We start from the raw sequence: 24,580 nt of genomic DNA on the forward strand, positions 1-24,580 counted from the left end.
GGCAAAGATGGGACAAGCCGCAAGCCAGGCCCGTCAAGGCACAACGACACATACCGCCCGGCATGAATACGGGCGCGGGGGAAGCCTGCGCTCGGGCCTGCACAGTGCGATCATCGCCGGGCTGTTCGCCTCGGGGATCTACCTGTGGCTGGCGCCCTCCAGTCCCATCGTCCTTTGGACGCATGTCGGCCTTGGGTTGGCGCTGGTCGCGACGCTGGTGCCGTGGCTGCTGCGGCATGTCCCGACCGGACTGCGGATGAGCAGCCGGACGGGGTTCACCGTGCTGTCATGGGCTTTGCTGGCCGACATGGCGCTGGTCGTCCTGACCGGCCTGACCATGAGCCTGCCGGGCCTTCTATGGCTGGCGGGCAAGCTGTGGCTACCCGCACGCGAACTGACCGAAACCCTGTCGCTGCTGCATTTCTGGGGCGCATGGCCGATCCTGCCGGTGCTGATCCTGCATCTGGCGATGCGACATTGGGGATGGGTGCGGTCATGAGGATCAAGACCCAGCTGCGCTACCACGCCCGGCCTCTGCTGGCCGCGCTTCTGGTCGCGGTGACGGCCCTTGCCGCCTATGCGGCGCTGGCCCCACGGCCCGCGCCCGTTGGCGTTGCGGCAACGGATGTGCCCTTCTACCGCCTGCCCTTTGGTCCCGATGACACAGGACAGGAGCGGCTGTTCTGGCCCTCGCGCATCCGCTCGGCCTCGGGCGCGTTCAGTGACCCGGCACGGTTGCCATCCGCTGCGGATTGCGCCTCGTGTCACCAACAGGAATTCCACGAATGGGCCGGGTCGCTGCATGCGATTGCCGACCGGGACCTGATCTATGAGGCGACGGTGGACGCCAATGTCGACAGCGTCCGCAACCCCGAACAGGGCCGCTTCTGCGAGGGCTGCCACGCCCCCAATGAAATGCTGACCGGCCGCGTCAATCGCTTCGTCTCGGTCCAGCCCGCCGATGCGCTGACCGAGGGCGTGACCTGCATCACCTGCCACACCGCCATCCATGCCCAGCCGGAGACAGGCAATGGCGCGATCACCCTGGCCTATAACCGCGCCGAATACGATCAGGACGGCTTGACCAATGCGGCGCTGCTGGCCAATCCGCGCGACCATCTGGCCGCCTATGGCGCGCCCGATACCACCGCGCTGATGAAAAGCTCGGATCTGTGCGGCGCCTGCCATGTCGAGATCTACGACCATTCCATGTCCAAGGCGCGCAGCCCGCAGGTGGCGCAATCGACCTTTCTGGAATGGCGCGACAGCTGGTACGGGCAGCAGGGCGTGACCTGCCAAGCCTGCCATATGGCCGACGACCCCGCCGCGCAGGTCATTGCCATCCGCAACGGCGACCTGTCCGGGCCCAAGCGGTTTTCGCATCGCTTCGTCGGCGCGAACCACCTGCTGACCGATACCGGTATGGGCGACACGCTGGACGTGCTGCGCGGCGGCGCGCTGCCGGGCGTCAGCCGCGACCTGAACCGCGACACCCTGACCGAGCAGGCCCGCCAGACCGAAGCACTGCTGCGCGCCGCCGCCGGGCTGGAACTGCGCGACCAGCAACGGCGCGGCGACACCTTGCATCTGGCGGTGGCGGTGCAGAACCTTGGCGCGGGGCACAACCTGCCGACCGGCGTCAATGACCAGAAACACATGTGGCTGGAACTGACCCTGACCGACGCGCAGGGCCGGACCCTGTACCGCTCGGGCGGCCCGGATGAGGCCGAGACCGAGACCGAGACCGAGACCGAGACCGAGACCGTGGCCTGGATCGAACATTTCCAGGACAGCAAGGGCCGCCGCATCACCGATCACCTGACCTTCTCGACCGCCGAGGTCAATTGGGTCCGCCGCCCGATCCCCGCCAAGGGCGAGGATGTCGCGACCTATGACATTCCTCTGGACGGCGCGGCGCAAGGCCCTCTGCACCTGACCGCGCGGCTGCAATACCGGGTCGCGCTGCCCGACCTTCTGTATCGCAATCTTCGGCGCGAAATGGCCGTTCCCCCCTTCACCCTGGCCGAGCTTTCGACCGATCTGACGGATAACCAGCCTTGAAATTCCTGACCGCAATTGCGCTGCTGCTTGCCATGGCGCTGCCGATCCATGCCGAGGAAACTCCTTGGAGCGCCGCCGAAACCCTGCGCAGCGAAGCAGGCCGTATCGAGCGGCTGATGTATCGCGCGGCCTCTCCCGAACGCGATGCCGACATCGCCCAGCGGCTGCAATCCATGCAGGCCGCATGGTCCGCGACCAAGGGCCAGTTTGGCGCGGCCGAGGCCGATGCGGCGATGGCCGATTATGCGGCCAGTGTCGGCAGCGGCGACCCGGCGCAGGTGGCGCGCGACCGCCAACGGCTGTGGACCGCGGTGATGGCTGCGGCGCGGGATCATGGGCTGGCAGCGATCCTTGCCGGACAGCCCGATCACGCGCGCGACTGGCTGAATATCCGCGACTATGCCCGCGCCTCCCGCGATACCGGGGCCGCGCTGGCGGTCAAGGCGCTGGCGGCGGACCAGCTTGAACCACAGGCCGCCCATGACATTGTCCAATCCGAACTGCTGACCGTCGCCGCTTCCGAATTGCGGCTGGCCTTGTCCCGCGCGACCGAGGATGCAGGCGCGGGTCGCATGGTGCAATATGCGGGCGATCTGGGCCGGGCCGAGGGGCTGGTCGCCTATCTGGGCGACAATCTGGATGCCCGGCTTGGTGCGGAAAGCGTGGCCGCGCTGCGTCAGGATCTGGCCCGGGCCGAACAGGATCCTTCGGCGATCGCCGCCATCAGCCAGCGCATCGCTGGCTATGCCCCGGTCGTGCTCTCGCCCGAGGAAACCTTGCGCCGCGCCCGTCTGCTGCGCCGTTTCACCGTCATGGTCTGGGAGGAATATGCCAACGGCGTCCGCGACGGCCAGATCACCCAGCATCTGGAATATAACGAGTCGCTGATGTTTCGCGACCGTGCGGTACTGATCCTTGGTGATCTGACCCCTCAGATGACCAATCCTGCGGATGCCGAACGGCTGATGCAGTTGCTCGACGACAGCAAAACGCTGATATTGCAGCGCAAGGATGGCGTCGAACCGTTGATAACCGAGGCTGTATCACTGATCGACGCGACCTTCGGGGCCGAGGTCGCGCAGGGTGGCTATGCCGCCGCCGTCGACGCGCTGCCCGCCGCGCTGGACGAAATGGTGCTGGTCGCTGCGAATGGCGACTGGACCGAAGCCGAGTTGAAGCGGCTCGAGGCCTATTCCTGGTTCGATCCCGATATCGAACAACGTCTGAAGCCCCGCGCACCGTCAATGGCGCTGCGGATGGAGGCGCGTTTCTGGGAGGGTAACACCGAGCGCCCTGGCCTGGCCCGCCTCATCGCCGCTCAGGTGCCCAAAGACGTCCTGGCCGCCGAGGTTGAGGGGATCAAGGCGGACCTGGCCGATGCGCGCGAGCGGATCGAAGCCCCGATTTCCGCTACGGGCGCCGTGCTGCAATCGGCGGGCATCATCTTCCGCGAGGGGCTGGAGGGTGTGTTGATCCTTGCGGCACTGCTGGCCGCACTTCGTGCCGAAGGGGCCGATCCCGCCCGCTTCCGCCGCCCGGTCGCCCTGGGTGTCGGTCTGGCAGTGGTCTGCAGCTTTGCGCTATGGGCGGCGACGCGCTGGCTGTTTTCCATCTCGACCCTTTCGCGCGAAGCATTGGAGGGGGCCACGGCGCTGCTGGCCGCCGCGGTGCTGATCTGGCTGGTGCTGGGACTGACCGCCAAGGGCGGGCATGTCGCGGCGATGCGGCGCAAGCTGGCCGGAACAGCAACGGTCCGCACCGTCGCGTTTCTGGCCTTCCTTGTGGTCTTCCGCGAGGGGTTCGAGACGGTCCTGTTCTACGAGGCGCTGCTGGTCGATGCCGCACCCATTCCGGTCCTGCTGGGACTGGTTGCCGGGGCGGGTGCTGCGCTGGCGGCTGGCTGGATGATCCTTGCCTCGGGGCGGAAACTGCCGCTGCGGCTTTTCTTCCGCGCAACTTCGGCGCTGCTGGCGCTGCTGTCGGTAGTGCTGGTCGGAGCAGGCGTACGCGGGTTGCAGACCGCTGCGCTGATCAGCGCGACTCCGGTCAACTGGTTCCCGGACCGCGACTGGCTGCAATTGTGGTTCGGGCTGTTCCCGGTGGCCGAGCCGCTGATCCTGCAGGGGCTGGTGGTGCTGCTGTTCCTTGGCGTCAGCGTATCGCGGCAAAGGCAGGCGACAGCGTAACCCGCAGCAAGGGTGCCGCCCCGCCGGATATCCCGGCAGGGCGGCCAATCGCTTAGCTGAAGACGACTTGAATGTCTGTGTATTCCGCTAGGCCTTCCTCACCGAATTCGACGCCCAGACCCGAAGACTTCACCCCACCAAAGGGCGCGTTGGGCTGGATCATGCCGTGCTTGTTCAGCCATACCGAACCGCATTCCATCCGCGCGGCCAGCTTGCGCCCGGCCTCGATGTCCTTGGTCCAGATCGAGCCGCCCAGACCGTTCTCGCTGTCATTCGCCGCGGCGATGACTTCGTCCAGATCGGTGTAGCGGATGACCGGCAGGACCGGGCCGAACTGTTCCTCATCAACCAGCGGATCGCCATTCTTCAGGCCGGCAATGATCGTCGGGTTGAAGAACAGCCCCTCGCCCGGCTTGCCTCCCAGCAGGACCTGACCGCGGGTCTTGGCGTCCTCGACGAGACCAGCGACCTTCTCGAACTGCATGCGGTTCTGGATCGGACCCAGGACCGAGCCTTCCTCCAACCCATTGCCGACCGGGATCTGCGCGGCATAGGCGACCAGTTCCTTGCAGACCTCGTCATGGATGCTGTCATGGACATACAGGCGCTTCATCGCGGCGCAGGTCTGGCCGTTATTGATAAAGGCACCCCAGAACAGGCCCTCGGCAATGGCCTTGGGATCGGCATCGGGCAGGACGATGCCCGCGTCATTGCCGCCCAGTTCCAGCGTCAGGCGCTTCATCGTGGCCGAGGCCGATTGCATCACCCGTTTGCCGGTCGCGCTGGAGCCGGTGAAGACGATCTTGCGGATATCGGGATGGCTGGACATCGCCGCACCCAGATTGACCTCGCGGTCCTCGCCCGAGACGATGTTGACGACGCCTGCGGGCAGAACCTCGTTCATCAGCTCGACCAGCCGCAGCGTCGCAAGGGGGGTGTAGGGCGAGGGCTTGATCACGACCGTATTGCCGGTGCGCAAAGCGGGCATGATGTGCCAGATCGCGATCATCACCGGGAAGTTCCACGGCGTGATCGAGCCGATGACGCCCAGCGGCTTGCGGTGCAGCTCGACCCGACCGGCATTGTCGTCCTGCAGCACCTTGACCGGCAGCGACAGCCCGGCAGTGTAGCCCGCCCAAGCCTGCGCTCCGCCGATTTCCCAGCGCGAGCCAAGGCCGTTCAGCGGCTTGCCCTGCTCCAGCGTCACCAGACGTGCCAGCTCCTCGGCATGTTCGCCAATCTTGGCGGTCACCGCCTCGCAGGCGGCCTGCAATTCGGCATCGGATTTCTGCGACCAGTCGACGAAAGCCGCCTTGGCGGCCGCGACCGCCAGATCCAGATCGGCCAGCGTGGCATTGGGCGCGGTCCCGGCGACTTCGCCGGTCGCGGGGTTGATCACGTCAAAGCGGGCCGCGACCGCGTGGGTCTTGCCGCCGATGGTCAGGTTAAGTTCGCTCATGCTTCATCCTCCCGTGCGCTCTGTTGCAGAGCGTTTCACGCCAGAATGCCAGTTTCGGCGCGCCGGGTCTTGGCAAGTTGCGCCACGGCGATTGGCGCAGCGCGCCACGTATCAGTGCCGCGCCTGCCCCGGAGACATCCCGAAACGCATGCGGAAGGCGCGATAGAAATGGGACAGGTCATTGAAGCCGCAATCAAACGCAATGGCAGCAATGTCACCGCGATCGCTTTTGCAGGCCCCGCCCAGACGCGAGCGCGCCAGATCAAGTCTGGCTGCCAGCAGCGCACCCGTCACGGATTCGCCCTGCCGGGTGAAGGCGCGCTGCAGCGTCCGGCGCGAAACACCCAGATCGCCCGCCAGCGTATCCAGATCAAGCCCGCCATCCCCGGCGCGGGTCGCGATCCTCTCGATCGCGCGGCGATGCAACTGGGCGGCGCGGTCGGTCTCTCCGGTCGCGCGCGAATGGCAATAGGCCGAGAGGATGTTGAGCAGCGCTTCGGACAGAGCCGCGCCCCCGGCATCGTCAAGCATCAGCCGCGTCACGATCCCCTGCATCGCCGGGACCAGAGGATCGGTCCGGTCGACCGCCATGCCGCCGGTGCAAAGCGACCCCAGACGGCGAACGGCCTCGTCCCGCGGCAGATGCAGCGAGATCTGGCGCGATTGCGTACCCTCATAGATGAATTCCGAGGGCAGCCCGGAATCCGCGATATAGACATCGCCCGCCCTCAGCACCGTCTGGCAATCGCGCTGGATGATCCGGCTGGACCCGGCATGCTGGAACAGCAGGAACAGATGCTCACCCGGATCGCGGCGGATCATCGCCTGATCCCGCTCAACGCGCGAGGCATCCAGCGACACCACCGCCGCTTCGAACCGTGCCAGCCTGCGGCTTTCGACCAAACCACAGATCCGATCCGCACGTCCGGCCTGAGCATGGACGCGAAACGCGCCGCAGACCTGCTGGATGCGGCTGGCATATTCCTCGACGCTGCTGACGCTGTCGCCGGGTATGCCAAGCGTCTGCGCCGCCGTGACGGTTTGATACAGCATTGGACTCCTCCTTTTCCGATGCCAGTCCGCCCGAACGGAAACCCTGCTTCTGCGAAATACCCGATCCCCCCCTGGGGTCGCAAGCCGGGCGTGACGTTCCCCGCCCGGCTGCTTGCCTAACCGCGTGCGCGGTTTGCGAACATCGGCCCGCCGCGCCAGCGCGGGAATCCATAGCCGTGGATCTTGACCAGATCGATATCGGCGGGGCTGGCGGCAATGCCCTCGTCAAGAATTGCCTGCCCCTCGGCGGCCATCTCGGCGACCAGCGTCTGCGCGATTTCGGCGGCGGTCATTGCGGCATCCGGGCGGATCTGCGCGGCCAACAGTTCCGCAACGGCGGTCGAGACCTGCGGCTTGCGGTCACCCGCGACATAATCATACCAGCCGCCGCCAGTTTTCTGCCCCTTGCGACCGGCGCGGACAAGGATATCGCCCAGCGTTTCCGGCACGTCCTGCCCCAAGGCGCGCGCGCCTTCGCGTTGCAGATAGGCAATGTCGAGCCCGCCCAGATCCTGTGCCTCGAACGGCCCCATCGCCAGGCCATAGCCGCGCATCGCCGCGTCAATATCGGCGATCGGCACGCCACGGCGCACCAGCCCTTCGGCGGCGGCACGATAGCGTTTCAGGATGCGGTTGCCGATGAAGCCTTCGCAGATGCCGGACTGCACCGGGATCTTCTTCAGCAGGCGGCCAAGGGCAAAACCGGTAGCCAGCGTCCGGGCCGAGGTTTCGGGGGTCGGCACGATTTCCAGCAGTTTCATCACATTGGCCGGGCTGAAGAAATGCAGCCCGATGAAACGGTCGGGGTTCGGCAGGTCTTCGGCAATGGCGCGCGGGTCCAGATAGGAGGTGTTCGTGGCCAGAACCGCATCGGAGCGGCAAACCTCTCCCAGACGGGCAAAGACCGCGCGCTTGACGCTGATTTCCTCGAATACCGCCTCGATGACCATATCCGCATCGGCCAGCGCCGCGTAATCGGTTGTGCCAGTCACGCCGTCCTTCAGCGCTTGCGCCTGTGCCTCGGACAGTTTGCCGCGCTTGACGCCGCCGTCGAAAACCTTGGCGACATTGGCCAGACCACGTTCGACCGCAGCATCGTCCTGTTCGATCAGAGTGACAGGCAGTCCGGCATCGCGAAGTGCGGCGATGATCCCCGCGCCCATCGTGCCACCGCCGATGACAGCCACCTTGCGTAGCGGTGCGGGCTCGACCTCGCGCAGTGCCACCGGACGTGGGGCAGCACGTTCAGCGAAGAAAACCGCGCGCAAAGCGGCGGCCTGCTCGGTGCCGCGCAGCTCGATAAAGGTCTCGCGCTCGAAATCCATGGCTTCGGTGAAGGAGGCCTCGGCAGCCTTACGGATCGCGGCAAGGGCGCGGGCGGGCGCGGCGGCACCTTTGGCTGCCTTGGCCACGGCTTTCTCAGAATCGGTCCAGAAGCCCGCGTCGGGGGCCACGACCTCGCGGGCCGAGACGGGCAGCGGCAGGGGTTTCTCGATCGCCTCGCGGGCAAAGGCGACAGCGCCGTCCAGCAGGTCGCCTTGGATCACCGCGTCGATCAGACCGGCGGCCAGCGCTTTCGGCGCACGCAGGGGCTTGCCGGAGGTCGCCATGTCGACCGACGTTTCAACACCGCACAGGCGCGGCGTGCGGACCGTGCCGCCCGCGCCGGGAATGATGCCCAATGTCACTTCGGGCAAACCGACCGAGGCATCGGGCTGCGCCACGCGGAAACGGCAGCCAAGCGCTACCTCGAAGCCGCCGCCAAGGGCCGAACCATGGATGGCCGCGACCCAAGGGGGCGTCGCCGCTTCGATCCGGGCGACCAGATCGGGCAGATGCGGCTCGACCGGAGGTTTGCCGAATTCGGTCACATCCGCCCCGGCGATAAAGGTGCGCCCGGCACAGATCAGCACCACCGCCCGCACCGACGGATCGGCGTCCAATTCGGCCACGGCATCCCAAAGCCCTTGCCGCAGCGCCAGACCCAGCGCGTTGACGGGCGGGTTGTCCACGGTGACGGTGGCGATATCCCCTTGGCGGGCGATGGTGACGACAGACATGTTCAAATTCCCAGATAGGCTTCGCGGATGCGGGGATCGGCGATGAGTTCGGCCGCCGGTCCCTGCATGGTGATGGTGCCGGTTTCCATGACATAGCCCCGGTCGGCAATCTTGAGCGCCCCGAAGGCGTTTTGTTCGACCAGCAGCACGGTGACGCCAAGCGCCTTGAGGCCGCTGACCACATCGAAAATCTGCTGCACGATGATCGGGGCAAGCCCCATCGACGGCTCATCCAGCAGCAGGCACGAGGGCCGCCCCATCAGTGCCCGCGCCATCGCGAGCATCTGCTGCTGGCCACCGGACAGGCCACCTGCGGCAAGATTGCGTTTCTCGCGCAGGATCGGGAACATCTGGAAGGCGTCTTCCATGTCCTTGCCGACCCGGTCGTCACTGAACAGAAACGCCCCCAGCCGCAGGTTTTCCTCAACCGACAGGTTGGTGAAAATCTGCCGCCCCTCGGGGGATTGCGACAGGCCCCGCGACAGGCGTTTATAGGCCGGAACGGTGGTCAGCGCCTCACCCCGGAAGGTGATCTTGCCGCTCGAGACCGGCTGCACGCCCGACAGGCAACGCAAGAGCGTCGTCTTGCCCGCGCCGTTTGCGCCGACCACGGTGACGATCTCGCCGCTTTCGACCGTCAGGTCTAGGCCATGCAGCACCTCGATGCGGCCATAGCGCGAGCGCAGCCCCTCAACTGTCAGCATGGGCTGCCTCCGTTCCCAGATAGGCGGCGATCACCGCCGGGTTGCGGCTGACCGCCTCGGGCGGGCCTTCGGCGATCTTCTCGCCATGGTCCAGCACCACGACATGGTTTGAGATCCGCATGACCATCTTCATGTCATGCTCGACCAGCAGGATCGCCACGCCGGACTTGGCAACCTCGGCGATCAGGTGGTCGATTTCCTCGGTCTCGACGGCATTGCAGCCGGCGGCGGGTTCATCGAGCAGCAGCACGGCAGGCTTCATCGCCAGCGCGCGGGCAATTTCCAACCGCTTGAGCGAGCCATAGGAGAGGTTCCCCGCCTCGCGATCCGCAGCCCGTTCAAGGCCAACGCGGGTCAGCAATTCGCGCGCACCCTCCTCGGCCATGCGCGTGCGGCGGCGCGACGAGGGCAGGTTCAGAAGGTCTGCCAGAACCGGGCCGCGTTCCTGCAAGTGGAACCCGGCCATGGCGTTTTCCAGCACGGTCATGTTCTGAAAGATCTGCAGGTTCTGAAAGGTGCGGGACATGCCGCGCGCGGCCAAGCGGAACGGCTCCATCCCGGTCACGTCCTCGCCCTTGAGCCGCACCCGGCCCGAACCGGGGCGATAGACGCCCGAGATCATGTTGAACAGCGTCGTCTTGCCCGCGCCATTCGGCCCGATGACCGAGACGATCTCGCCCGGCTCGACGGAAAAGCTGACATCATGGACGGCGCGCAGGCCGCCAAAGGCAATTCCCAGACGCTCGATCTGCAACAGGCTCATTCGCCCCTCCCCCGGAATTTGCGCAGGATGGACGGCACCAACCCCTCGCGCAGGAAGATCATCACCAGCATCATCACAAGGCCAAGGATCAGCTGTTCATATTCGGCGAAGACCGTCAGCACCTGCGGCAGCAGCGTCAGGATACCCGCGCCAAGGATCGCGCCGGGGACTGAACCGACGCCACCCAGCACCGCCATCGTGACCATTTCCACCGAATGCATGAAACCGGCAATGTCGGGGGTGATGAACTTGTTTTGCAGCGCCGTCAGCGAGCCCGCGACCGAGGCATAGACCGCCGAGATCACGAAAGCCTGCAACTTGACCCGCGCCACGTCGATGCCGACGGTTCCGGCAGCGACCTCGGAGCCGTGCAAAGCGCGCAGCGCCCGGCCCGTCGGGCTGTTGAACAGGTTCAGCGCGATCCATGCCCCGATGACCAGACAAATGCCGGTGAAGGCATACCAGAACTCGCCATTCGACAGGTTCAGGCCCCAGTCCTTCAGCACGGCGCGCAGGCCCAGATCCGGGACCTCGATCCCGTCGGGGCCCTTGGTCAGCCCGCGTTCGTTGTTCAGCACCATCGCGACAAGGATGCCAAAACCCAGCGAGGCAACGCCAAGATAATAGCCCTTGAGCCGCAGGATCGGCCTGCCGACCAGAAAGGCCAGAACAGCGGAGATCACCGCCCCCAGCACCACGGCCAGTGCGGGATGCAGGCCCAGATGCACCGGGGCCAGCGCGCAGGCATAGCCGCCGATCCCGGCGAAACCGGCATGGCCAAGGCTGATCTGCCCGGCATAGCCGGTCAGGATGACGATGCCCGTAACCGCCAGCGCATTGACAAAGATCAGCGCGCCAACGCGGAAGTAATAGCCCGAGGGGAAAAAGAACGGGGCCGCCGCGATCAAGGCGGCCATGACGATCAGGGTCAGGTGTTTGCTGGAAAGTCGCATGTCACACCCGATCCGTGGATTTTTGACCGAAAAGCCCCTGCGGCATGAAGAACAGCACGGCAAGGATGACGACAAAGGCCGCGGCCTCTTTGTATTGCGAGGACAGGTATCCCGCGGTCATCGCCTCGAAGAGGCCCAGCAGCAGCCCACCCGCGAAGGCGCCCTTGGGATTGCCCATGCCGCCCAGCATCGCGCCCGCAAAGCCCTTGAGCGCCAGACCCAAACCCACGTCATAAGAGGTCATGGTAATTGGCGTGATCAGCACGCCCGCAAAGGCCCCGATCCCCGCCGACAGCGCGAAGGACAGCGTCATGATGAAATCGGTGTTGATCCCCACCAGTTGCGCCGCGAGGCGATTGTTCGAGGTGGCCAGCACCGCGCGGCCAAGGATCGTGCGGGTGAAGAACAGCCACAGCGCCACGAAAACCGCCGCCGCCCCGCCAATCGCCCACAGGCTTTGCGTCAGGATCGTCGCGCCCATGACATGGATCGGATCATCGCCCGAGAATGCCGGGAAGGTGTGGATCTGCTTGCCAAAGATCAGCTGCGCCGCGCCTCGGATAAAGATCGAGGCCCCGATGGTGATGATGATCAGCGTGACCACCGGCGCGCCGCGCGCGGGCTCGATCGCCAGCTTGTTCAGCGCGACGCCGATGGCTGCGGTGGCCGCAATCGCGATCAGCGCGGCCAAGGGCAGCGGCAGCCCGGCGGCATGGGCGAAAACGGTGATCATGCCGCCCAGCATGACGAATTCGCCCTGCGCGAAGTTCACCACGCCCGAGGCGTTGTAGATGATGGTGAAGCCAAGCGCGACAAGCGCATAGACCGCACCAACGGTCAGTCCCGAGAACAGGAATTGCAGGAATTCGGACATGCTGGGGTCCTTTGGCTAAGGGCTCCGGGCGGAGCGGCCCCCGTTAAGGGGCCGCGGGGCTCACTCGACGATGGTCCAGTCGCCGTCCTTGATCTCAAGCATCCGGAAGGCCGTCAGGTCGAGACCCAGATGGTCCTCGGCGGTCATGGTGTAGATGCCCGTCGTTCCAGCCAAACCCTTGACCCCTTCCAGCGCTTCGCGGATCGCCGCGGGCTCGCTGCTGCCTGCACGGGTGATCGCGTCGACCAGCAGCGCAAAACCGTCATGGGCATAGCCGCCGAAGGTGCTGACCGGTGTCTTGTATTTCGCCTCATAAGCGGCCTTGTAGGCCGAGACGACCGGCTTTTGCGCATCAGTATCCGCCAGAAGTTCCGCGACCAGCAGCGCCGTGCCGGGCAGGCGCACGCCTTCGGCCGCGTCCTTGCCCGCAAGTTCGATGAACCCGTCCGAGGCCACGCCATGCGACTGGTACAGCGGCAGGTCGATCGCCAACTGCTTGTAGTTACGCGTGACGATCGAGGGGCCCTGACCGAAGCCCGGGTTCAGCACCGCCTGCACGCCCGCCGCATTGCGGATCTTGGTCAGCTGCGCCGTCATGTCGGCGTCTTTCGGGTCATAGGTCTCGTCAGCGACGATCTCGATGCCGTATTCACCGACCACGTCCTTGCATTGCGCCTGCATCGAGGCACCAAAGCCGTCCGTCCCCGAGATCAGGCCGATCTTGGTGATGCCCTGCTTCTTCATGTCCTCGAAGATCTTCTGGCAGGCCATACGGTCGGTATGCGGGGTCTTGAAGGTGTTGGGCTTGACCGGCTGGATGATGTCGATGGCACCCGCCAGCGAGATGAACGGCACTTCCGCATCCTCGGCGACGGCCAAAATCGACATCGAGGCCCCGGTGGTGGTGCCGCCGATGATCGCCTGCACCTCATCGTCCTCGATCAGGCGGGTGGCAAAGGTGCGTGCCTTGTTGGCGTCGCCGCCATCGTCATACAGCACCAGTTCGACCTGCTCACCATTGATGCCGCCCTTGGCGTTCAGTTCCTCGACCAGCATTTCCAGCGTCTTGGCCTCGGGGTCGCCCAGAAATGCCGCCGGGCCGGTAGCCGAGATCGAGGCACCGATCTTGATCTCGGCTTGGGCGGTCGATGCCAGTCCAAGCGCGATCAGCGCGGCGGGAACGGTCGTGGTCAGGGTCTTGATCATGGGTTCCTCCTCCCAAAGTTATCGGTTCAGGCGGCCGCGGGGCGGCGCCACATCGCCCGCCGGAAGCGGCTGGCGACGAATGCGGTATCGGTCAGGCTGGCATTTCCCGCCGGGTTGGCCCCGGTGACGTGGAAATCGCTGAAGGCAGCCGACTGGTTGACGAAGATATTGCCGGTCAGGTTGATCGACAGGTTCACCCCTGCCCGCGCGAAAGCCGCGACGGCGCGGGAAATGCGGGCTTCGTCGGTATCGTAAAGCGCGGCGGTGATTGCGCCCTTCTGGCGGGCCAGATCAGAGGCGCGGGCAATCCCGGTATCGGCATCCTCAACCGCGATCAGATAGGCGATGGGACCGAAGCATTCCTGCTGGCAGGCCGCATCCCCATCGTTTAGCGCCAGCAGCAGAGGCGTGGCAGTGCGCCCTTCGCCCGAGGGCGCAGAATCGCGGATGATCCGCCCGGTGGTGCGGGCCGCTGCGACCCGCTCCAGTGTCGCGGGATTGGCGATGGCACCGCAAATGCCCGCCGCGCGGGCCGGATCGGACAGCAGCGCGTCAATCGCCCCGGCCAATGCTTGTGCCACCTGATCGAATGTCTTGTGGCCCTGATCGGTCGGAATCCCGCCCTTCGGGATATAGATGTTCTGCGGCGCGGTGCACATCTGCCCCGAGTAAAGCGCCAGCGAGAAGGCCAGATTGGCGCATATGCCGTCGAAATCATCCGTCGCGGCGAGGGTGACGGTATTGACCCCGGCTTCCTCGCTGAAGATCGTCGCCGTGGCATTGCTGCGCAGCCAATCCCCGAACGCGCCCGAGCCGGTATAGTCGATCAGCCGCACGGCAGGATCGGTTGCCAAGGTCTTGGTGATCTCGGCCCCCGGCTGGTCCACGGCCAGCAGCACGGCATTTGCGGGCAGGCCAGCCTCGGCCAAGACCTCGCGTAGCACGCGCACGGTCAGCGCCAAAGGCAGGATGGCAGCGGGATGCGGCTTGACGATGACGGGGTTTCCGGCTGCCAGGCTGGCAAACAGGCCGGAATAGGAGTTCCACGTCGGGAAGGTGTTGCAGCCGATCGCCAGCGATATTCCCACCGGAATGACCGACCAGTGCTTTTCCAGCACGATCGGCTGGGCCTTGCCCTGCGGCTTTTCCCAGCGCGCGGTTCCCGCGAAACGGGTCATCTCGGCATAGGCCATGGCCACGGCCTCGAGGCCGCGATCCTGCGCATGCGGCCCGCCCGCCTGAAAGGCCATGGCGAAAGCCTGTCCGGTCGTGTGCATGGTCGCATTGCCGATCAGGAAACTGATGCGGTTCAGACGCGCAAGCGCCTCAAGACAGACGCCTACACGGTCTTCGATTCTGGCAGCGGCCAAGGCATCGGCAGCACCCTGCGAGGCCGCGATCAGCGCCGGGGCCGATGCCGTCGGATAGGTGATTCCCAATTGCGGGCCAAAGGGCGATTCTTCGCGACCCAAGCGGCTTTCCTCGGGGTGGCCGGGGATCGAGAAGGGCTGACCGCAAAGCGCCGCGAAAGCCGTCGCGCCGTCCTCCTTGGCGGTTTCACCATAGATCTTGCCGCTGGGAACTTCGGGGAATGGCGTCCAGAATTCACGCGCGCGCAGTGTTTCCACCGCAGCGTCAAGCATCGGCCGATGGCGGTCGAAGAACTCTGACATGACATCCCTCCCAAGACTGAACATTATCATTGACCGACCGGTCGGTTTATGCAACAAAAATCTTCAATAGCCTCGGGGAGAGTGGGGCTGGGGAGTTCCAAATGACAGAAACGGTCCTGACCACGCTGGTCGACGGTGTACTGACGCTGACGCTCAACCGTCCGGAAAAGCTCAATTCCTTCAACGAGGACATGCATCTGGCCCTGCGTGCAGGGATCGAGCGCGCCCATGCCGATCCGGAAGTGCGCGCGGTGCTGCTGACCGGCTCGGGACGCGGTTTCTGTGCCGGACAGGATCTGGGCGACCGCGATCCGCGCAAGGGTGGCCCCGCACCCGATCTGGGCCAGACGCTGGACACGTTCTACAATCCGACGCTGCGGCTGATCCGCGCGCTGGAAAAGCCGGTGATCTGCGCAGTGAACGGTGTGGCGGCAGGTGCGGGTGCGAATATCGCGCTGGCCTGCGACATCGTTCTGGCCGCTAAATCCGCAAAATTCATTCAGGCGTTTTCGAAAATCGGCCTGATCCCGGATGCCGGCGGCAGCTGGAGCCTTGCCCGTATTCTGGGTGAGCCGCGCGCCAAGGCTCTGGCCCTGACCGCCGAGCCGCTAATGGCCGAAAAGGCCGCCGAATGGGGCATGATCTGGAAGGCCGTCGATGACGAGGCGCTGATGAGCGAAGCCGTCGCGCTGGCGACTTCGCTGGCTGCTGGCCCGACGCTGGGTCTGGGCCTGACCAAGCGACTGATTCAGGATGCGGCAACCAACAGCCTTGACCAGCAGCTTGACCTTGAGCGCGACCTTCAGCGTCAAGCCGGGCGCAGCAAGGATTATGCCGAGGGCGTCACTGCCTTCCTTGAAAAGCGCAAGCCGGAGTTCACCGGCCAATGAAACCCGTCTCGGACATGACCCCGCAGGAACTGGCCGAAGCCTCGGCCAAGGCGATGTGGAACGACGATTCCGCCAGCCAGCGCCTGAACATGAGCCTTGACCATATCGCTCCCGGCGAGGCCGACCTGACCATGACGATCACCGCCGACATGTCGAACGGCCACGGCAATTGCCATGGCGGCTACATGTTCACGCTGGCCGACAGCGCCTTTGCATTCGCCTGCAACAGCTACAACCAGCTGACCGTGGCGCAGCATTGTTCGATCACCTATCTTGTCCCCGGCCGGATCGGAGACCGGCTGACGGCCCACGCGCGCGAAGTCTCGCGCCGGGGCCGCTCGGGGATCTATGACATTCGCATCACCAACCAGAACGGTGAACATGTGGCCGAATTCCGCGGCCATTCTCGCACCGTCAAGGGAACCCACCTTCCGGTCTGACACTGACCGGACCGCTTGTTTGCAGGGAGGAAACCATGCAAGACCTGTCCCCGATGGCACCCGGCCTTGAGCCGATCGAAACCGCTTCGCGCGATGAAATCGCCGAGCTTCAATTTCACCGCATGCAATGGTCGCTGAAGCATGCCTATGACAATTCGCCCTTCTATCGCAAACGCTTCGATGAGAATGGCGCCCATCCCGAGGATCTGAAAACCCTCGCGGATATCGCGAAATTCCCCTTCACCTACAAGCAGGACCTGCGCGAGACGTATCCCTTTGGGATGTTCGCCACGCCGCGCGAAAAGCTGGTGCGCATCCACGGCTCGTCCGGCACGACTGGCAAGCCGACGGTGGTGGGCTATACCCAGCGCGATATCGACACTTGGGCAAACCTGATCGCGCGCTCGATCCGCGCGGCGGGTGGGCGTCCGGGCGACATGCTGCACAACTCGTATGGCTACGGGCTGTTCACCGGCGGTCTGGGCGCGCATTACGGCGCCGAGCGTCTGGGCTGCACCGTAGTCCCGATGTCGGGCGGCATGACCGAGCGTCAGGTCACGCTGATCAACGATTTCAAGCCGCGCATCATCATGGTGACGCCCAGCTACATGCTGTCGATCCTTGACGAATTCCGCCGCCAGGGACTGGACCCGCGCGAAAGCTCGCTCGAGATCGGCATCTTCGGGGCCGAGCCCTGGACCAACGCGATGCGTCAGGAAATCGAGGAAGCCTTCAACATGCATGCCGTGGATATCTACGGCCTGTCGGAAATCATGGGCCCCGGCGTCGCGCAGGAATGCGTCGAGACCAAGGACGGGCTGCATGTCTGGGAAGACCACTTCTACCCCGAGATCATCGACCCGGTGACCGGTGAAGTCCTGCCCGACGGCCAACTGGGTGAACTCGTCTTCACCACGCTGACCAAGGAAGGTCTGCCGATGGTGCGCTACCGCACCCGTGATCTGACGCGCCTTCTGCCCGGCACCGCACGCTCGATGCGCCGGATCGAAAAGATCACCGGCCGCAGCGACGACATGATCATCCTGCGTGGCGTCAATGTCTTCCCGACCCAGATCGAAGAGCAGATCCTGAAATGCAAAGGCCTTGCGCCGCATTTCCAGATCGAGCTTTCGCGCGCGGGCCGCATGGACAATATGACCGTCCATGTCGAATGCACGCCGGACATGTGTGACGAAAGTGCCCGCGCCCATTCGGCCAAGGAACTCGCGCATCACATCAAGAGCGTGGTTGGAGTTTCGACCAAGATCAACGTCGCCGATCCGAACGGCATCGCCCGTTCGGAAGGCAAGGCCAAGCGCGTCGTGGACAACCGTCCCAAAGAGTGACGCCGCATCGTGGCATGGACATGACATGCCGCGACGATAAAGCTAGAAGGACGGGGGATTTTACCCCCGTCCAATTACCGGACGCTGAATGGGGCGGTCGAAAGGGATTTCATGGCTCGGACACGGGCAGTCGATTTCGATGAAAAACGGCGCGGGCTTCTGGACAGCGCGGCCGCCGTCTTTGCCGAACAGGGCATGGAAAAGGCCTCGATGGCGCAGATCGCGGCACATGGGCAGGTGTCCAAGGCGCTGCTTTATCACTACTATCCCAGCAAGGGCGAGCTGATCTTCGAGATCATCATCACCCATCTGGAGGAAGTCCTTGAGGCGATCGAGGCGGCCTCGGTCGAGCCGCTCGACCCGCAAGCCCAATTGCGCAAGCTGGTCGGCACGGTTCTGGACGCCTATAAGGGCGCGGACAATCAGCACAAGGTGCAGTTGAACGCGACCTCGGCCCTGACTGATGAACAAAAGGCCGAGATCCTCGCCATCGAAAAGCAGATCGTGCGCCATTTCGCCGTCGTCCTGCGCCAGATCAATCCCGATCTGGACAATCCCGAACGCCCCCTGTTGACCCCCGTCACCATGTCGCTGTTTGGCATGATGAACTGGGTCTATATGTGGTTTCGCGACGGTGGCCGCATCTCGCGCGAGGATTATGCCGATGTGGCGACGACCCTGATCCTTGAAGGGATCAAGGCCGTTCGCTGAAGCCCCGGCGTTCCAGCACCAAGGGATCGTAACGCGGGGCTTCAGCCCGGCGGCGGTCCAGCTCGGGCGCGGTCAAAGGCGTCGCCGCGACCAACTTGTCGCGTGCTTCCAGCGCAAGCTGCTGATAAACGCCGGTGCCACGGCGTTTCCATTCAATTTCTTCCGCCGACAACTCGCGGATCACCTTGGCGGGTGAGCCGACGGCAAGGCTGTTAGCTGGTACCTGCGCCCCGGCCTTCACAAAGGCCATGGCGGCGACTATGGTGTTTTCACCGATCACGGCTTCATCCATCACCACGGCGTTCATGCCGACCATGGCGTTGCGGCCGACATGGCAGCCGTGCAGAACCGCGCCATGGCCGATATGGCCCAATTCCTCGACCACGACATCCTTGCCGGGAAAGGCATGGATCACGCAGGTCTCCTGCACATTGCAGCCCGCCTGCAGGATGATCCGCCCGAAATCACCGCGCAGAACGGCCCCCGGCCCGACATAGACTGCCGGGCCGATGATCACGTCACCGATGACCACCGCCTCGGGATGAACGAAGGCGGTGGGATCAATCACCGGGACGATACCGTCCCAGGCGTAGATGCGGCTCATTCAGCCGCCTGAGCGATGGCGGGCCAGGTCTTGGCCACCATGGTCAGCACGTCATATTGCGCGACAACCGCCCCATGCTGGTTGGTCACCTGACAATCCCAGCGGACCTCGCCATGCTCGGCATTGGCACGGGGATTGATCTCTTTGCAGGTCAGGCGGACTTGCAGGGTGTCGCCGAAATAGACCGGCGTCAGGAAGCGCATATTGTCGACGCCGTAATTGGCCAGAACCGGGCCGGGGTTCGGCTCGACGAACAGACCCGCCGCGAAGGACGCGATCAGGTAGCCATGCGCCACGCGGTCGTCGAAGAACGGGTTCGCCTTGGCCGCGACCTCATCCATATGGGCGTAGAAGGTGTCGCCGGTGAAATTGGCGAAATGCTCGACATCCTCAAGGGTGATGGTGCGGGTCGCGGTGACCAGTTGGTCGCCGATGTTCAGTTCGGCCAGCGACTTGCGGAACGGATGGACGCCCTGCTGCGCCTCGGCACCCTCGATCCAGCGACCGGTGACTGCGGACAACAGGCGCGGCGCGCCCTGCACTGCCGTGCGCTGCATGTAATGCTTGACGCCGCGGATGCCGCCCATTTCCTCGCCGCCGCCAGCACGGCCCGGACCGCCATGGACCAGCGCCGCAAGCGGCGAGCCATGCCCGGTCGAGGTCTTGGCCGAGGCGCGGTTGCCGATCAGGATACGGCCATGGAACGGAGCCGCGCCGATCACGACCTCCTCGGCGACCTTCGCGTCATTGGTGAAGACCGAGGACACCAGCGAGCCCTTGCCCATCTGCGCAAGGCTGACCGCCTCGTCCAGATCATCATAGGGCATGACGGTCGAGACCGGGCCGAATGCCTCGACCTCATGGATCTTCGTCGCGGCAAAAGGCTTGTCGGCGTAAAGCAGGACCGGGTTCAGGAAAGCCCCGCGCTCGGCATCACCCGAGGCCAGACGGACCTCGTCGGGATTGCCGGCGACGATCTCGGCGTCGGCTTGCAACTCGCGGATACGCTCGCGGACCTCGACGCGCTGATCGAAGCTGGCCAGCGGACCCATGCGCGTGCCTTCCGCGCCCGGCAGACCCAGCGGGGTCTTTTCCAGACGCTCGCGCAGGGCGGCGACCAGCGCCTGAACCTGCTCGCGGGGTGCGATGACGCGGCGGATGGCGGTGCATTTCTGCCCGGCCTTCACCGTCATCTCACGCGCGACTTCCTTGACGAACAGGTCGAACTCGGGCGTGCCCGCGACTGCATCGGGGCCAAGGATCGAGGCGTTGAGGCTGTCGGCCTCCATGGTGAAGCGCACCGAATTCGCGACGATCGCCGGGTGCGATTTCAGCTTGCGACCGGTCCAAGCGGAACCGGTGAAGGTCACCGCGTCCTGACCGGTGACATGGTCCAGCAGATCGCCGACCGAGCCGCAGATCAGTTGCAGCGCGCCTTCGGGCAGGATGCCGGTCTCGATGATGCGGCGCACCATCAGCTCGGTCAGATAGGCAGTCTGCGAGGCGGGTTTCACCAAGCAGGGCACACCGGCCAGCAGCGTCGGCGCGATCTTTTCCAGCATCCCCCAGATCGGGAAGTTATAGGCGTTGATATGAACCGCGACGCCTTGCAGCGGCGTCAGGATATGCTGGGCGCTGAAGGTCTGATCCTTGGACAGAACCTCGACATCGCCATCGGTCAGCACGCGGGTGTTGGGAAGCTCGCGGCGGCCCTTCGATGCAAAGGTCAGCATCGTGCCGATGCCGCCCTCGATATCGATCCAACCATCGGTGCGGGTCGCGCCGGTTTTCAGGCTTTCGGTGTAGAATTCTTCCTTCATGCCCATCAGGGCCTGACCCAGCGCCTTGAGCATGGCGGCGCGGTCATGGAAGGACATGGCGCGCAGCTTCGGCCCCGCAACCTCGCGGCCATAGGCCAGCGAGCCCGCGAAATCGAGCCCGGTCGAGTCGATCAGCGCGACGGCTTCGCCCGTCGCTGCGTCCAGAAGCGTCTGTCCGTCCTTCGCGCCGGGGGTCCAGCGGCCGCAGACATAGCTTTCAAGCCGGCGCGGAGTGGTCATGGGTCTTATCCTCGATCAATTCTGCGGGGGCAGCGCCCCCTGTCAAAGGCCGAAAGCGGCCAGACGTTGGGTCACAAGCGCCTGCCAGCGGGCAAGCAGCGTTTCATTCGGGGTGTGGCGCAGGCCGAATTTGGCCAGCGTCTGGTAGCGCGCCGAGGCAAGGCTGCCAAAGCCCGCCGCAACCCGGTCCTGCCAATAGGCGATCGAGGCGCGGGTGGCCTCGCGGCCCTCATCGGTGGCGACAATGCGTTCCAGCCCCTCTAGGCCCAGTTCGGCATGGCGCGCCTCACGCGGGGCGATCTCGCGAAAGACCTCGGCCAAGGGGGCGTAGGACACGCGGGTCAGCTCGGTCATCTGCACGCCGGTGGCGAGGCCCTGCAGCACGTTCAACACCACCGCATCGACCCAGCCGTTGATCGGGTAATGCAGGACCGACAGCCGCATGTCGCCGCCAAGCCGCGTCGCGCCCAGATCCTCATCGCGACCAACCCGCGCGGCCCAGTCATGCTGGGTTTCATAGCGGGCGGTATCGGTGCCGAAATCGGCCATCACGCCCAGCACACGCTCGGCATGATCGGCCTTTTCCAGCGTGATCCGGCTGGCCGCGATGCGCGCCTTGATGCCGGGCGCGTAGTTGATCGACGCGGCGAACCCGGCGGAGGCCGCCAGCTCGCTGTCGACAAAGCTCGACATCAGGCGCAGAAGTTCACCGCGATAGCGGGCCGGCACGTTTTCCGGCGCGGTCAGCACGCCGCCTTGCGCCAGATATTCCTCGATATTCATCGTCTCGGACATGTCGGCCCCCCGTTCGTTCCGATTTCATTCGTCGTAGGTGACGACGACACGCTCGCTTAGCGGATAGGCCTGGCAGCTCAGGACATAGCCCGCGCGGACCTCGTAATCCTCAAGCGCATGGTTCACCGCCATCTCGACCTCGCCCTCGACCACCTTGCAGCGGCAGGTCGAGCAGACGCCCGCCTTGCAGGAATAGGGCGCGTCCATATTGTTGGCGATGGCGGCTTCAAGGATGGTCTCGCCCTGCCGCGCCATGGTGAAGCTGCGGGTGGCGCCGTCCAAAGTGACGGTGGCCTCGGTCCCGGCGCCCGGCGCAATCGCCTCGCGCGAGACGGCGCGGGCCTTGGCGCGGCCATGCTGGCTGCTGGCGAACAGTTCGAACTTGATCTGTCCGTCTTCCAGCCCGTGTTCCTTCAGCGAGCCCGCGATGGCCAGCATCATCGGCTCGGGACCGCAGATGAAGGCAGTGTCGATGGATTTCGGGTCGATCCAGTGCTGGAACAGCGCCGTCATTTTTTCCGCGTCGATCCGGCCAGTGAACAGGTCGATCTCCTGACCTTCCTGCTCAAGGACATGGATGACCGAGAAGCGGCCGAGATACAGGTTCTTCAGATCCTCGAGTTCCTCGCGGAACATGATCGAGTTGATCTGGCGGTTTGCATAGACCAGCGTGAATTGCGCATGAGGCTCGCGTGCCAGAACGGTCTTGATGATCGACAGGACCGGCGTGATGCCCGAGCCGCCGGCAAAGCCCAGATACTGCTTTTCCGAACCCGCCTCGATCGCGGTGTAGAACTTGCCCATCGGCGGCATGGCGTCGATTTCATCGCCTGGGGCAAGGTTTTCATTCGCCCAGGTCGAGAAGGTGCCGCCATCCACGCGCTTGATGCCGACCTTGAGGCAACCCTCATCGAGACCGGCGCAGATCGAATAACTGCGGCGCAGTTCCTCGCCGTCGAAATCGCGGCGGAAGGTCAGATACTGGCCTTGGGTGAAGTCGAAAAGGGCGCGATCCTCGTCGCGCGGCGCAAGGGTCAGCACCACGGCATCGCGGGTCTCGCGGCGCACATTGGTGACCTTCAGCGTGTGGAAGCGTGCCATAGGGGTGTCCCTTCCTGAGTAGCGGGATGCATCCTCAGATGCATTTGAAATAGTCGAATGGTTCGAGGCAGTCCTTGCAGCGATAGCTGGCCTTGCAAGGCGTCGAGCCGAACTGGCTGAGTTTTTCGGTCTGGGTCGAGTTGCAGCGCGGGCAGGCGATGGTCAGGTTCGATGACCCCGCCAGCCGCGCGATGCGCCCGGCCAGCCGCCCGTCGGCGGCGGTGCCGTCGATCGGGGGTGCAATGCCGTAAGCGCGCAGCTTTTCGCGGCCACCTTCGGTGATCCAATCCGTCGTCCATGCGGGCGACAGCTGGCGCTCAAGGCGCAGCTTGTCGATCCCGTGACCACGAAGCGCGGTCTCGATATCAAGGTTGATGATGCCGGTCGCCGGACAGCCCGAATAGGTGGGCGTGACGGTGACGACCAGCGTGTCATCAGCCCAAGCGACATCGCGGATGATGCCCAGATCGGTCAGGCTGATCACCGGGATTTCAGGGTCCGGGACCTGTGACAGCCAGTCCCAGACCTGATCCGTGCCGGGTTGGATCGCGGCGGCCATGGCGCTTACCAGCTTGCGCCGGGATAGGCGCGTTGCAGGAACTGCATCTCGGCCAGAAGGAAGCCCAGATGCTCGGAGTGGATGCCCTGCTTGCCGCCCTTGTGCTGCCATGCCTGACCCGGATGGGTCAGCGTGGCCTCAGCCAGAACCGCAGTCACGGTCTTATCCCAAGCGGCTTTCAGGCTGGACGGCAAGGGGGCTATGCCCGCCTCGGCCAAGGCCTGATCGGTCGCGTCGTCAAGGAACATCTCGCCGGTATAGGCCCAAAGCGATTTCAGCGCCTTTTCCATCCGCGCGTGGCTTTCCGCACTGCCATCGCCCAGCCGGATCACCAGATCGGCCGAACGTTCAAGGTGATAGGCCACCTCTTTTTCGGCCTTGGCGGCGATCTCGGCGACGCGCGGGTCGGTCGATTTGCCCAAAGCGCGGAGCAGTTCGATATGGAAGGCATCGAACAGGAACTGGCGCATCAGCGTCTGGGCGAAATCGCCATTCGGACGTTCGACCAGCAACACGTTGCGAAAGGCACCCGCGTCGCGCAGGAAGGCGAGGTTATCGGCGCTGCGGCCTTTGCCCTCGACCTCGGCGGCAAGACCCAGCCACAGCTGGCATTGCCCGATCAGGTCCAGCGCCACGTTGGAAAGCGCGATGTCTTCTTCCAGTGCCGGGCCATGCCCGCACCATTCCGAGACCCGGTGGCCAAGGATCAGGGCATTGTCCCCGACCCTTTGCAGCCAATCGGCATATGCGGCGCGGTCGACCGCTTCGATCGCGGCGCCCATCACATATGCCCCACTTCTTCGGGGATGTCGAAGAAGGTCGGGTGGCGATAGACCTTGGAATTAGCAGGCTCGAACAGCGGGCCCTTTTCCGAAGGCGACGAGGCGGTGATGTCATTCGAGCGCACCACCCAGATCGAGACACCCTCATTGCGGCGGGTATAGACGTCGCGGGCGTTGCAGATCGCCATTTCAGCATCCGGCGCGTGCAGGCTGCCGACATGGCGGTGGTTCAGGCCATGCTGACCACGGATGAAGATCTCCCACAGGGGCCATTCATTCTTGGACATGGTTGGGTCCTCC

The 24,580-nt window shown here is 64.7% G+C and carries 23 protein-coding genes; 7 read left to right on the forward strand and 16 right to left on the reverse strand.

All coding sequences use genetic code 11. The features are described from left to right. Positions 1-7 precede the first annotated feature (7 nt). The 3 genes from IB235_RS10850 to IB235_RS10860 are packed head-to-tail and all read left to right on the forward strand — an operon-like array spanning position 8 to position 4,247. Entirely contained in the window at positions 8-499 is a 492-nt protein-coding gene (locus tag IB235_RS10850; RefSeq protein WP_192336734.1) for a hypothetical protein, read from the forward strand. Further along, complete coding sequence (locus tag IB235_RS10855) at positions 496-2,061, forward strand: multiheme c-type cytochrome (RefSeq protein ID WP_192336735.1); 1,566 nt, start codon at positions 496-498, stop codon at positions 2,059-2,061. Before IB235_RS10850 ends, IB235_RS10855 begins: the two co-directional genes overlap by 4 nt. Continuing rightward, on the forward strand, positions 2,058-4,247 hold the full coding sequence (locus IB235_RS10860) for an FTR1 family protein (RefSeq protein ID WP_192336736.1): 2,190 nt from the start codon (positions 2,058-2,060) through the stop codon (positions 4,245-4,247). Before IB235_RS10855 ends, IB235_RS10860 begins: the two co-directional genes overlap by 4 nt. Positions 4,248-4,299: 52 nt before the next feature. On the opposite strand, the gene IB235_RS10865 is transcribed toward IB235_RS10860, so the two are convergent. The 9 genes from IB235_RS10865 to paaN all read right to left on the reverse strand — a co-directional run bounded on the left by IB235_RS10865 (position 4,300) and on the right by paaN (position 14,992). Then, a complete protein-coding gene (locus tag IB235_RS10865; protein WP_155040409.1) occupies positions 4,300-5,706 on the reverse strand; it encodes an aldehyde dehydrogenase family protein in 1,407 nt (468 codons plus the stop codon). A gap of 111 nt (positions 5,707-5,817) precedes the next feature. Then, positions 5,818-6,759, reverse strand: coding sequence for a helix-turn-helix domain-containing protein (locus tag IB235_RS10870; protein ID WP_192336737.1), 942 nt, complete (start codon positions 6,757-6,759; stop codon positions 5,818-5,820). Positions 6,760-6,875: 116 nt separating this feature from the next. Then, a complete protein-coding gene (locus IB235_RS10875) occupies positions 6,876-8,819 on the reverse strand; it encodes a 3-hydroxyacyl-CoA dehydrogenase NAD-binding domain-containing protein (RefSeq protein ID WP_192336738.1) in 1,944 nt (647 codons plus the stop codon). Between the two features lie 2 nt (positions 8,820-8,821). Further along, positions 8,822-9,523: an ABC transporter ATP-binding protein gene (locus IB235_RS10880; RefSeq protein WP_192336739.1), complete on the reverse strand. Its 702-nt coding sequence runs from the start codon at positions 9,521-9,523 to the stop codon at positions 8,822-8,824. Beyond that, positions 9,510-10,286 carry an ABC transporter ATP-binding protein gene (locus IB235_RS10885; RefSeq protein WP_192336740.1) on the reverse strand — a complete coding sequence of 259 codons (777 nt, stop codon included), beginning with the start codon at positions 10,284-10,286 and terminating at the stop codon, positions 9,510-9,512. Before IB235_RS10885 ends, IB235_RS10880 begins: the two co-directional genes overlap by 14 nt. After that, positions 10,283-11,239: a branched-chain amino acid ABC transporter permease gene (locus IB235_RS10890; protein ID WP_192336741.1), complete on the reverse strand. Its 957-nt coding sequence runs from the start codon at positions 11,237-11,239 to the stop codon at positions 10,283-10,285. The genes IB235_RS10885 and IB235_RS10890 overlap by 4 nt, the downstream gene beginning before the upstream one ends. Before the next feature lies 1 nt (position 11,240). Next, the gene (locus tag IB235_RS10895) at positions 11,241-12,113 is read right to left on the reverse strand and encodes a branched-chain amino acid ABC transporter permease (RefSeq protein WP_155040403.1); all 873 of its coding nucleotides are present in this window, start codon (positions 12,111-12,113) and stop codon (positions 11,241-11,243) included. Between the two features lie 60 nt (positions 12,114-12,173). Beyond that, positions 12,174-13,319 carry an ABC transporter substrate-binding protein gene (locus IB235_RS10900; RefSeq protein ID WP_192336742.1) on the reverse strand — a complete coding sequence of 382 codons (1,146 nt, stop codon included), beginning with the start codon at positions 13,317-13,319 and terminating at the stop codon, positions 12,174-12,176. A gap of 26 nt (positions 13,320-13,345) precedes the next feature. After that, complete coding sequence (gene paaN / locus IB235_RS10905) at positions 13,346-14,992, reverse strand: phenylacetic acid degradation protein PaaN (RefSeq protein WP_192336743.1); 1,647 nt, start codon at positions 14,990-14,992, stop codon at positions 13,346-13,348. Positions 14,993-15,093: 101 nt separating this feature from the next. Between paaN and paaG the strand changes: the two genes are divergently transcribed. The 4 genes from paaG to IB235_RS10925 all read left to right on the forward strand — a co-directional run bounded on the left by paaG (position 15,094) and on the right by IB235_RS10925 (position 18,379). After that, the gene (paaG, locus tag IB235_RS10910) at positions 15,094-15,882 is read left to right on the forward strand and encodes a 2-(1,2-epoxy-1,2-dihydrophenyl)acetyl-CoA isomerase PaaG (RefSeq protein WP_192336744.1); all 789 of its coding nucleotides are present in this window, start codon (positions 15,094-15,096) and stop codon (positions 15,880-15,882) included. A gap of 14 nt (positions 15,883-15,896) precedes the next feature. Then, positions 15,897-16,322, forward strand: coding sequence for a hydroxyphenylacetyl-CoA thioesterase PaaI (gene paaI, locus IB235_RS10915; RefSeq protein ID WP_211595110.1), 426 nt, complete (start codon positions 15,897-15,899; stop codon positions 16,320-16,322). Between the two features lie 35 nt (positions 16,323-16,357). Next, on the forward strand, positions 16,358-17,668 hold the full coding sequence (gene paaK / locus IB235_RS10920) for a phenylacetate--CoA ligase PaaK (protein ID WP_192336745.1): 1,311 nt from the start codon (positions 16,358-16,360) through the stop codon (positions 17,666-17,668). 111 nt (positions 17,669-17,779) lie between these two features. Continuing rightward, the gene (locus tag IB235_RS10925) at positions 17,780-18,379 is read left to right on the forward strand and encodes a TetR/AcrR family transcriptional regulator (RefSeq protein ID WP_155040397.1); all 600 of its coding nucleotides are present in this window, start codon (positions 17,780-17,782) and stop codon (positions 18,377-18,379) included. On the opposite strand, the gene IB235_RS10930 is transcribed toward IB235_RS10925, so the two are convergent. From IB235_RS10930 to paaB, 7 genes are read right to left on the reverse strand one after another with little or no spacing between them, the layout of a single operon-like run. Beyond that, entirely contained in the window at positions 18,363-18,983 is a 621-nt protein-coding gene (locus IB235_RS10930) for a transferase hexapeptide repeat family protein (protein ID WP_192336746.1), read from the reverse strand. The two genes, IB235_RS10925 and IB235_RS10930, sit on opposite strands and share 17 nt — an antisense overlap. Further along, positions 18,980-21,043 carry a phenylacetic acid degradation bifunctional protein PaaZ gene (gene paaZ / locus IB235_RS10935; RefSeq protein WP_192336747.1) on the reverse strand — a complete coding sequence of 688 codons (2,064 nt, stop codon included), beginning with the start codon at positions 21,041-21,043 and terminating at the stop codon, positions 18,980-18,982. The genes IB235_RS10930 and paaZ overlap by 4 nt, the downstream gene beginning before the upstream one ends. Positions 21,044-21,085: 42 nt before the next feature. Beyond that, positions 21,086-21,838, reverse strand: coding sequence for a Phenylacetic acid catabolic protein (locus IB235_RS10940; protein WP_192336748.1), 753 nt, complete (start codon positions 21,836-21,838; stop codon positions 21,086-21,088). A 24-nt stretch (positions 21,839-21,862) separates the two neighbouring features. Then, on the reverse strand, positions 21,863-22,939 hold the full coding sequence (gene paaE, locus IB235_RS10945; protein ID WP_192336749.1) for a 1,2-phenylacetyl-CoA epoxidase subunit PaaE: 1,077 nt from the start codon (positions 22,937-22,939) through the stop codon (positions 21,863-21,865). A gap of 34 nt (positions 22,940-22,973) precedes the next feature. After that, positions 22,974-23,498, reverse strand: a complete 525-nt coding sequence (gene paaD, locus IB235_RS10950; protein WP_192336750.1) for a 1,2-phenylacetyl-CoA epoxidase subunit PaaD — start codon at positions 23,496-23,498, stop codon at positions 22,974-22,976. Between the two features lie 5 nt (positions 23,499-23,503). Beyond that, on the reverse strand, positions 23,504-24,280 hold the full coding sequence (paaC, locus tag IB235_RS10955) for a 1,2-phenylacetyl-CoA epoxidase subunit PaaC (RefSeq protein ID WP_192336751.1): 777 nt from the start codon (positions 24,278-24,280) through the stop codon (positions 23,504-23,506). After that, on the reverse strand, positions 24,280-24,567 hold the full coding sequence (paaB, locus tag IB235_RS10960) for a 1,2-phenylacetyl-CoA epoxidase subunit PaaB (RefSeq protein WP_155040390.1): 288 nt from the start codon (positions 24,565-24,567) through the stop codon (positions 24,280-24,282). Before paaB ends, paaC begins: the two co-directional genes overlap by 1 nt. Positions 24,568-24,580 lie beyond the last annotated feature (13 nt).

This window comes from Paracoccus sp. PAR01, from assembly GCF_014851995.1.
GTDB lineage: Bacteria > Pseudomonadota > Alphaproteobacteria > Rhodobacterales > Rhodobacteraceae > Paracoccus > Paracoccus litorisediminis.

Bases quoted from the DNA above. Each gene is read 5' to 3' on its own strand.
- IB235_RS10850 (WP_192336734.1), top strand. From the start codon at position 8: ATGGGACAAGCCGCAAGCCAGGCCCGTCAAGGCACAACGACACATACC.
- IB235_RS10855 (WP_192336735.1), top strand. From the start codon at position 496: ATGAGGATCAAGACCCAGCTGCGCTACCACGCCCGGCCTCTGCTGGCC.
- IB235_RS10865 (WP_155040409.1), bottom strand. From the start codon at position 5,706: ATGAGCGAACTTAACCTGACCATCGGCGGCAAGACCCACGCGGTCGCG.
- IB235_RS10870 (WP_192336737.1), bottom strand. From the start codon at position 6,759: ATGCTGTATCAAACCGTCACGGCGGCGCAGACGCTTGGCATACCCGGC.
- IB235_RS10875 (WP_192336738.1), bottom strand. From the start codon at position 8,819: ATGTCTGTCGTCACCATCGCCCGCCAAGGGGATATCGCCACCGTCACC.
- IB235_RS10880 (WP_192336739.1), bottom strand. From the start codon at position 9,523: ATGCTGACAGTTGAGGGGCTGCGCTCGCGCTATGGCCGCATCGAGGTG.
- IB235_RS10885 (WP_192336740.1), bottom strand. From the start codon at position 10,286: ATGAGCCTGTTGCAGATCGAGCGTCTGGGAATTGCCTTTGGCGGCCTG.
- IB235_RS10890 (WP_192336741.1), bottom strand. From the start codon at position 11,239: ATGCGACTTTCCAGCAAACACCTGACCCTGATCGTCATGGCCGCCTTG.
- IB235_RS10895 (WP_155040403.1), bottom strand. From the start codon at position 12,113: ATGTCCGAATTCCTGCAATTCCTGTTCTCGGGACTGACCGTTGGTGCG.
- IB235_RS10900 (WP_192336742.1), bottom strand. From the start codon at position 13,319: ATGATCAAGACCCTGACCACGACCGTTCCCGCCGCGCTGATCGCGCTT.
- paaN (WP_192336743.1), bottom strand. From the start codon at position 14,992: ATGTCAGAGTTCTTCGACCGCCATCGGCCGATGCTTGACGCTGCGGTG.
- paaG (WP_192336744.1), top strand. From the start codon at position 15,094: ATGACAGAAACGGTCCTGACCACGCTGGTCGACGGTGTACTGACGCTG.
- paaI (WP_211595110.1), top strand. From the start codon at position 15,897: ATGACCCCGCAGGAACTGGCCGAAGCCTCGGCCAAGGCGATGTGGAAC.
- paaK (WP_192336745.1), top strand. From the start codon at position 16,358: ATGCAAGACCTGTCCCCGATGGCACCCGGCCTTGAGCCGATCGAAACC.
- IB235_RS10925 (WP_155040397.1), top strand. From the start codon at position 17,780: ATGGCTCGGACACGGGCAGTCGATTTCGATGAAAAACGGCGCGGGCTT.
- IB235_RS10930 (WP_192336746.1), bottom strand. From the start codon at position 18,983: ATGAGCCGCATCTACGCCTGGGACGGTATCGTCCCGGTGATTGATCCC.
- paaZ (WP_192336747.1), bottom strand. From the start codon at position 21,043: ATGACCACTCCGCGCCGGCTTGAAAGCTATGTCTGCGGCCGCTGGACC.
- IB235_RS10940 (WP_192336748.1), bottom strand. From the start codon at position 21,838: ATGTCCGAGACGATGAATATCGAGGAATATCTGGCGCAAGGCGGCGTG.
- paaE (WP_192336749.1), bottom strand. From the start codon at position 22,939: ATGGCACGCTTCCACACGCTGAAGGTCACCAATGTGCGCCGCGAGACC.
- paaD (WP_192336750.1), bottom strand. From the start codon at position 23,498: ATGGCCGCCGCGATCCAACCCGGCACGGATCAGGTCTGGGACTGGCTG.
- paaC (WP_192336751.1), bottom strand. From the start codon at position 24,280: ATGGGCGCCGCGATCGAAGCGGTCGACCGCGCCGCATATGCCGATTGG.
- paaB (WP_155040390.1), bottom strand. From the start codon at position 24,567: ATGTCCAAGAATGAATGGCCCCTGTGGGAGATCTTCATCCGTGGTCAG.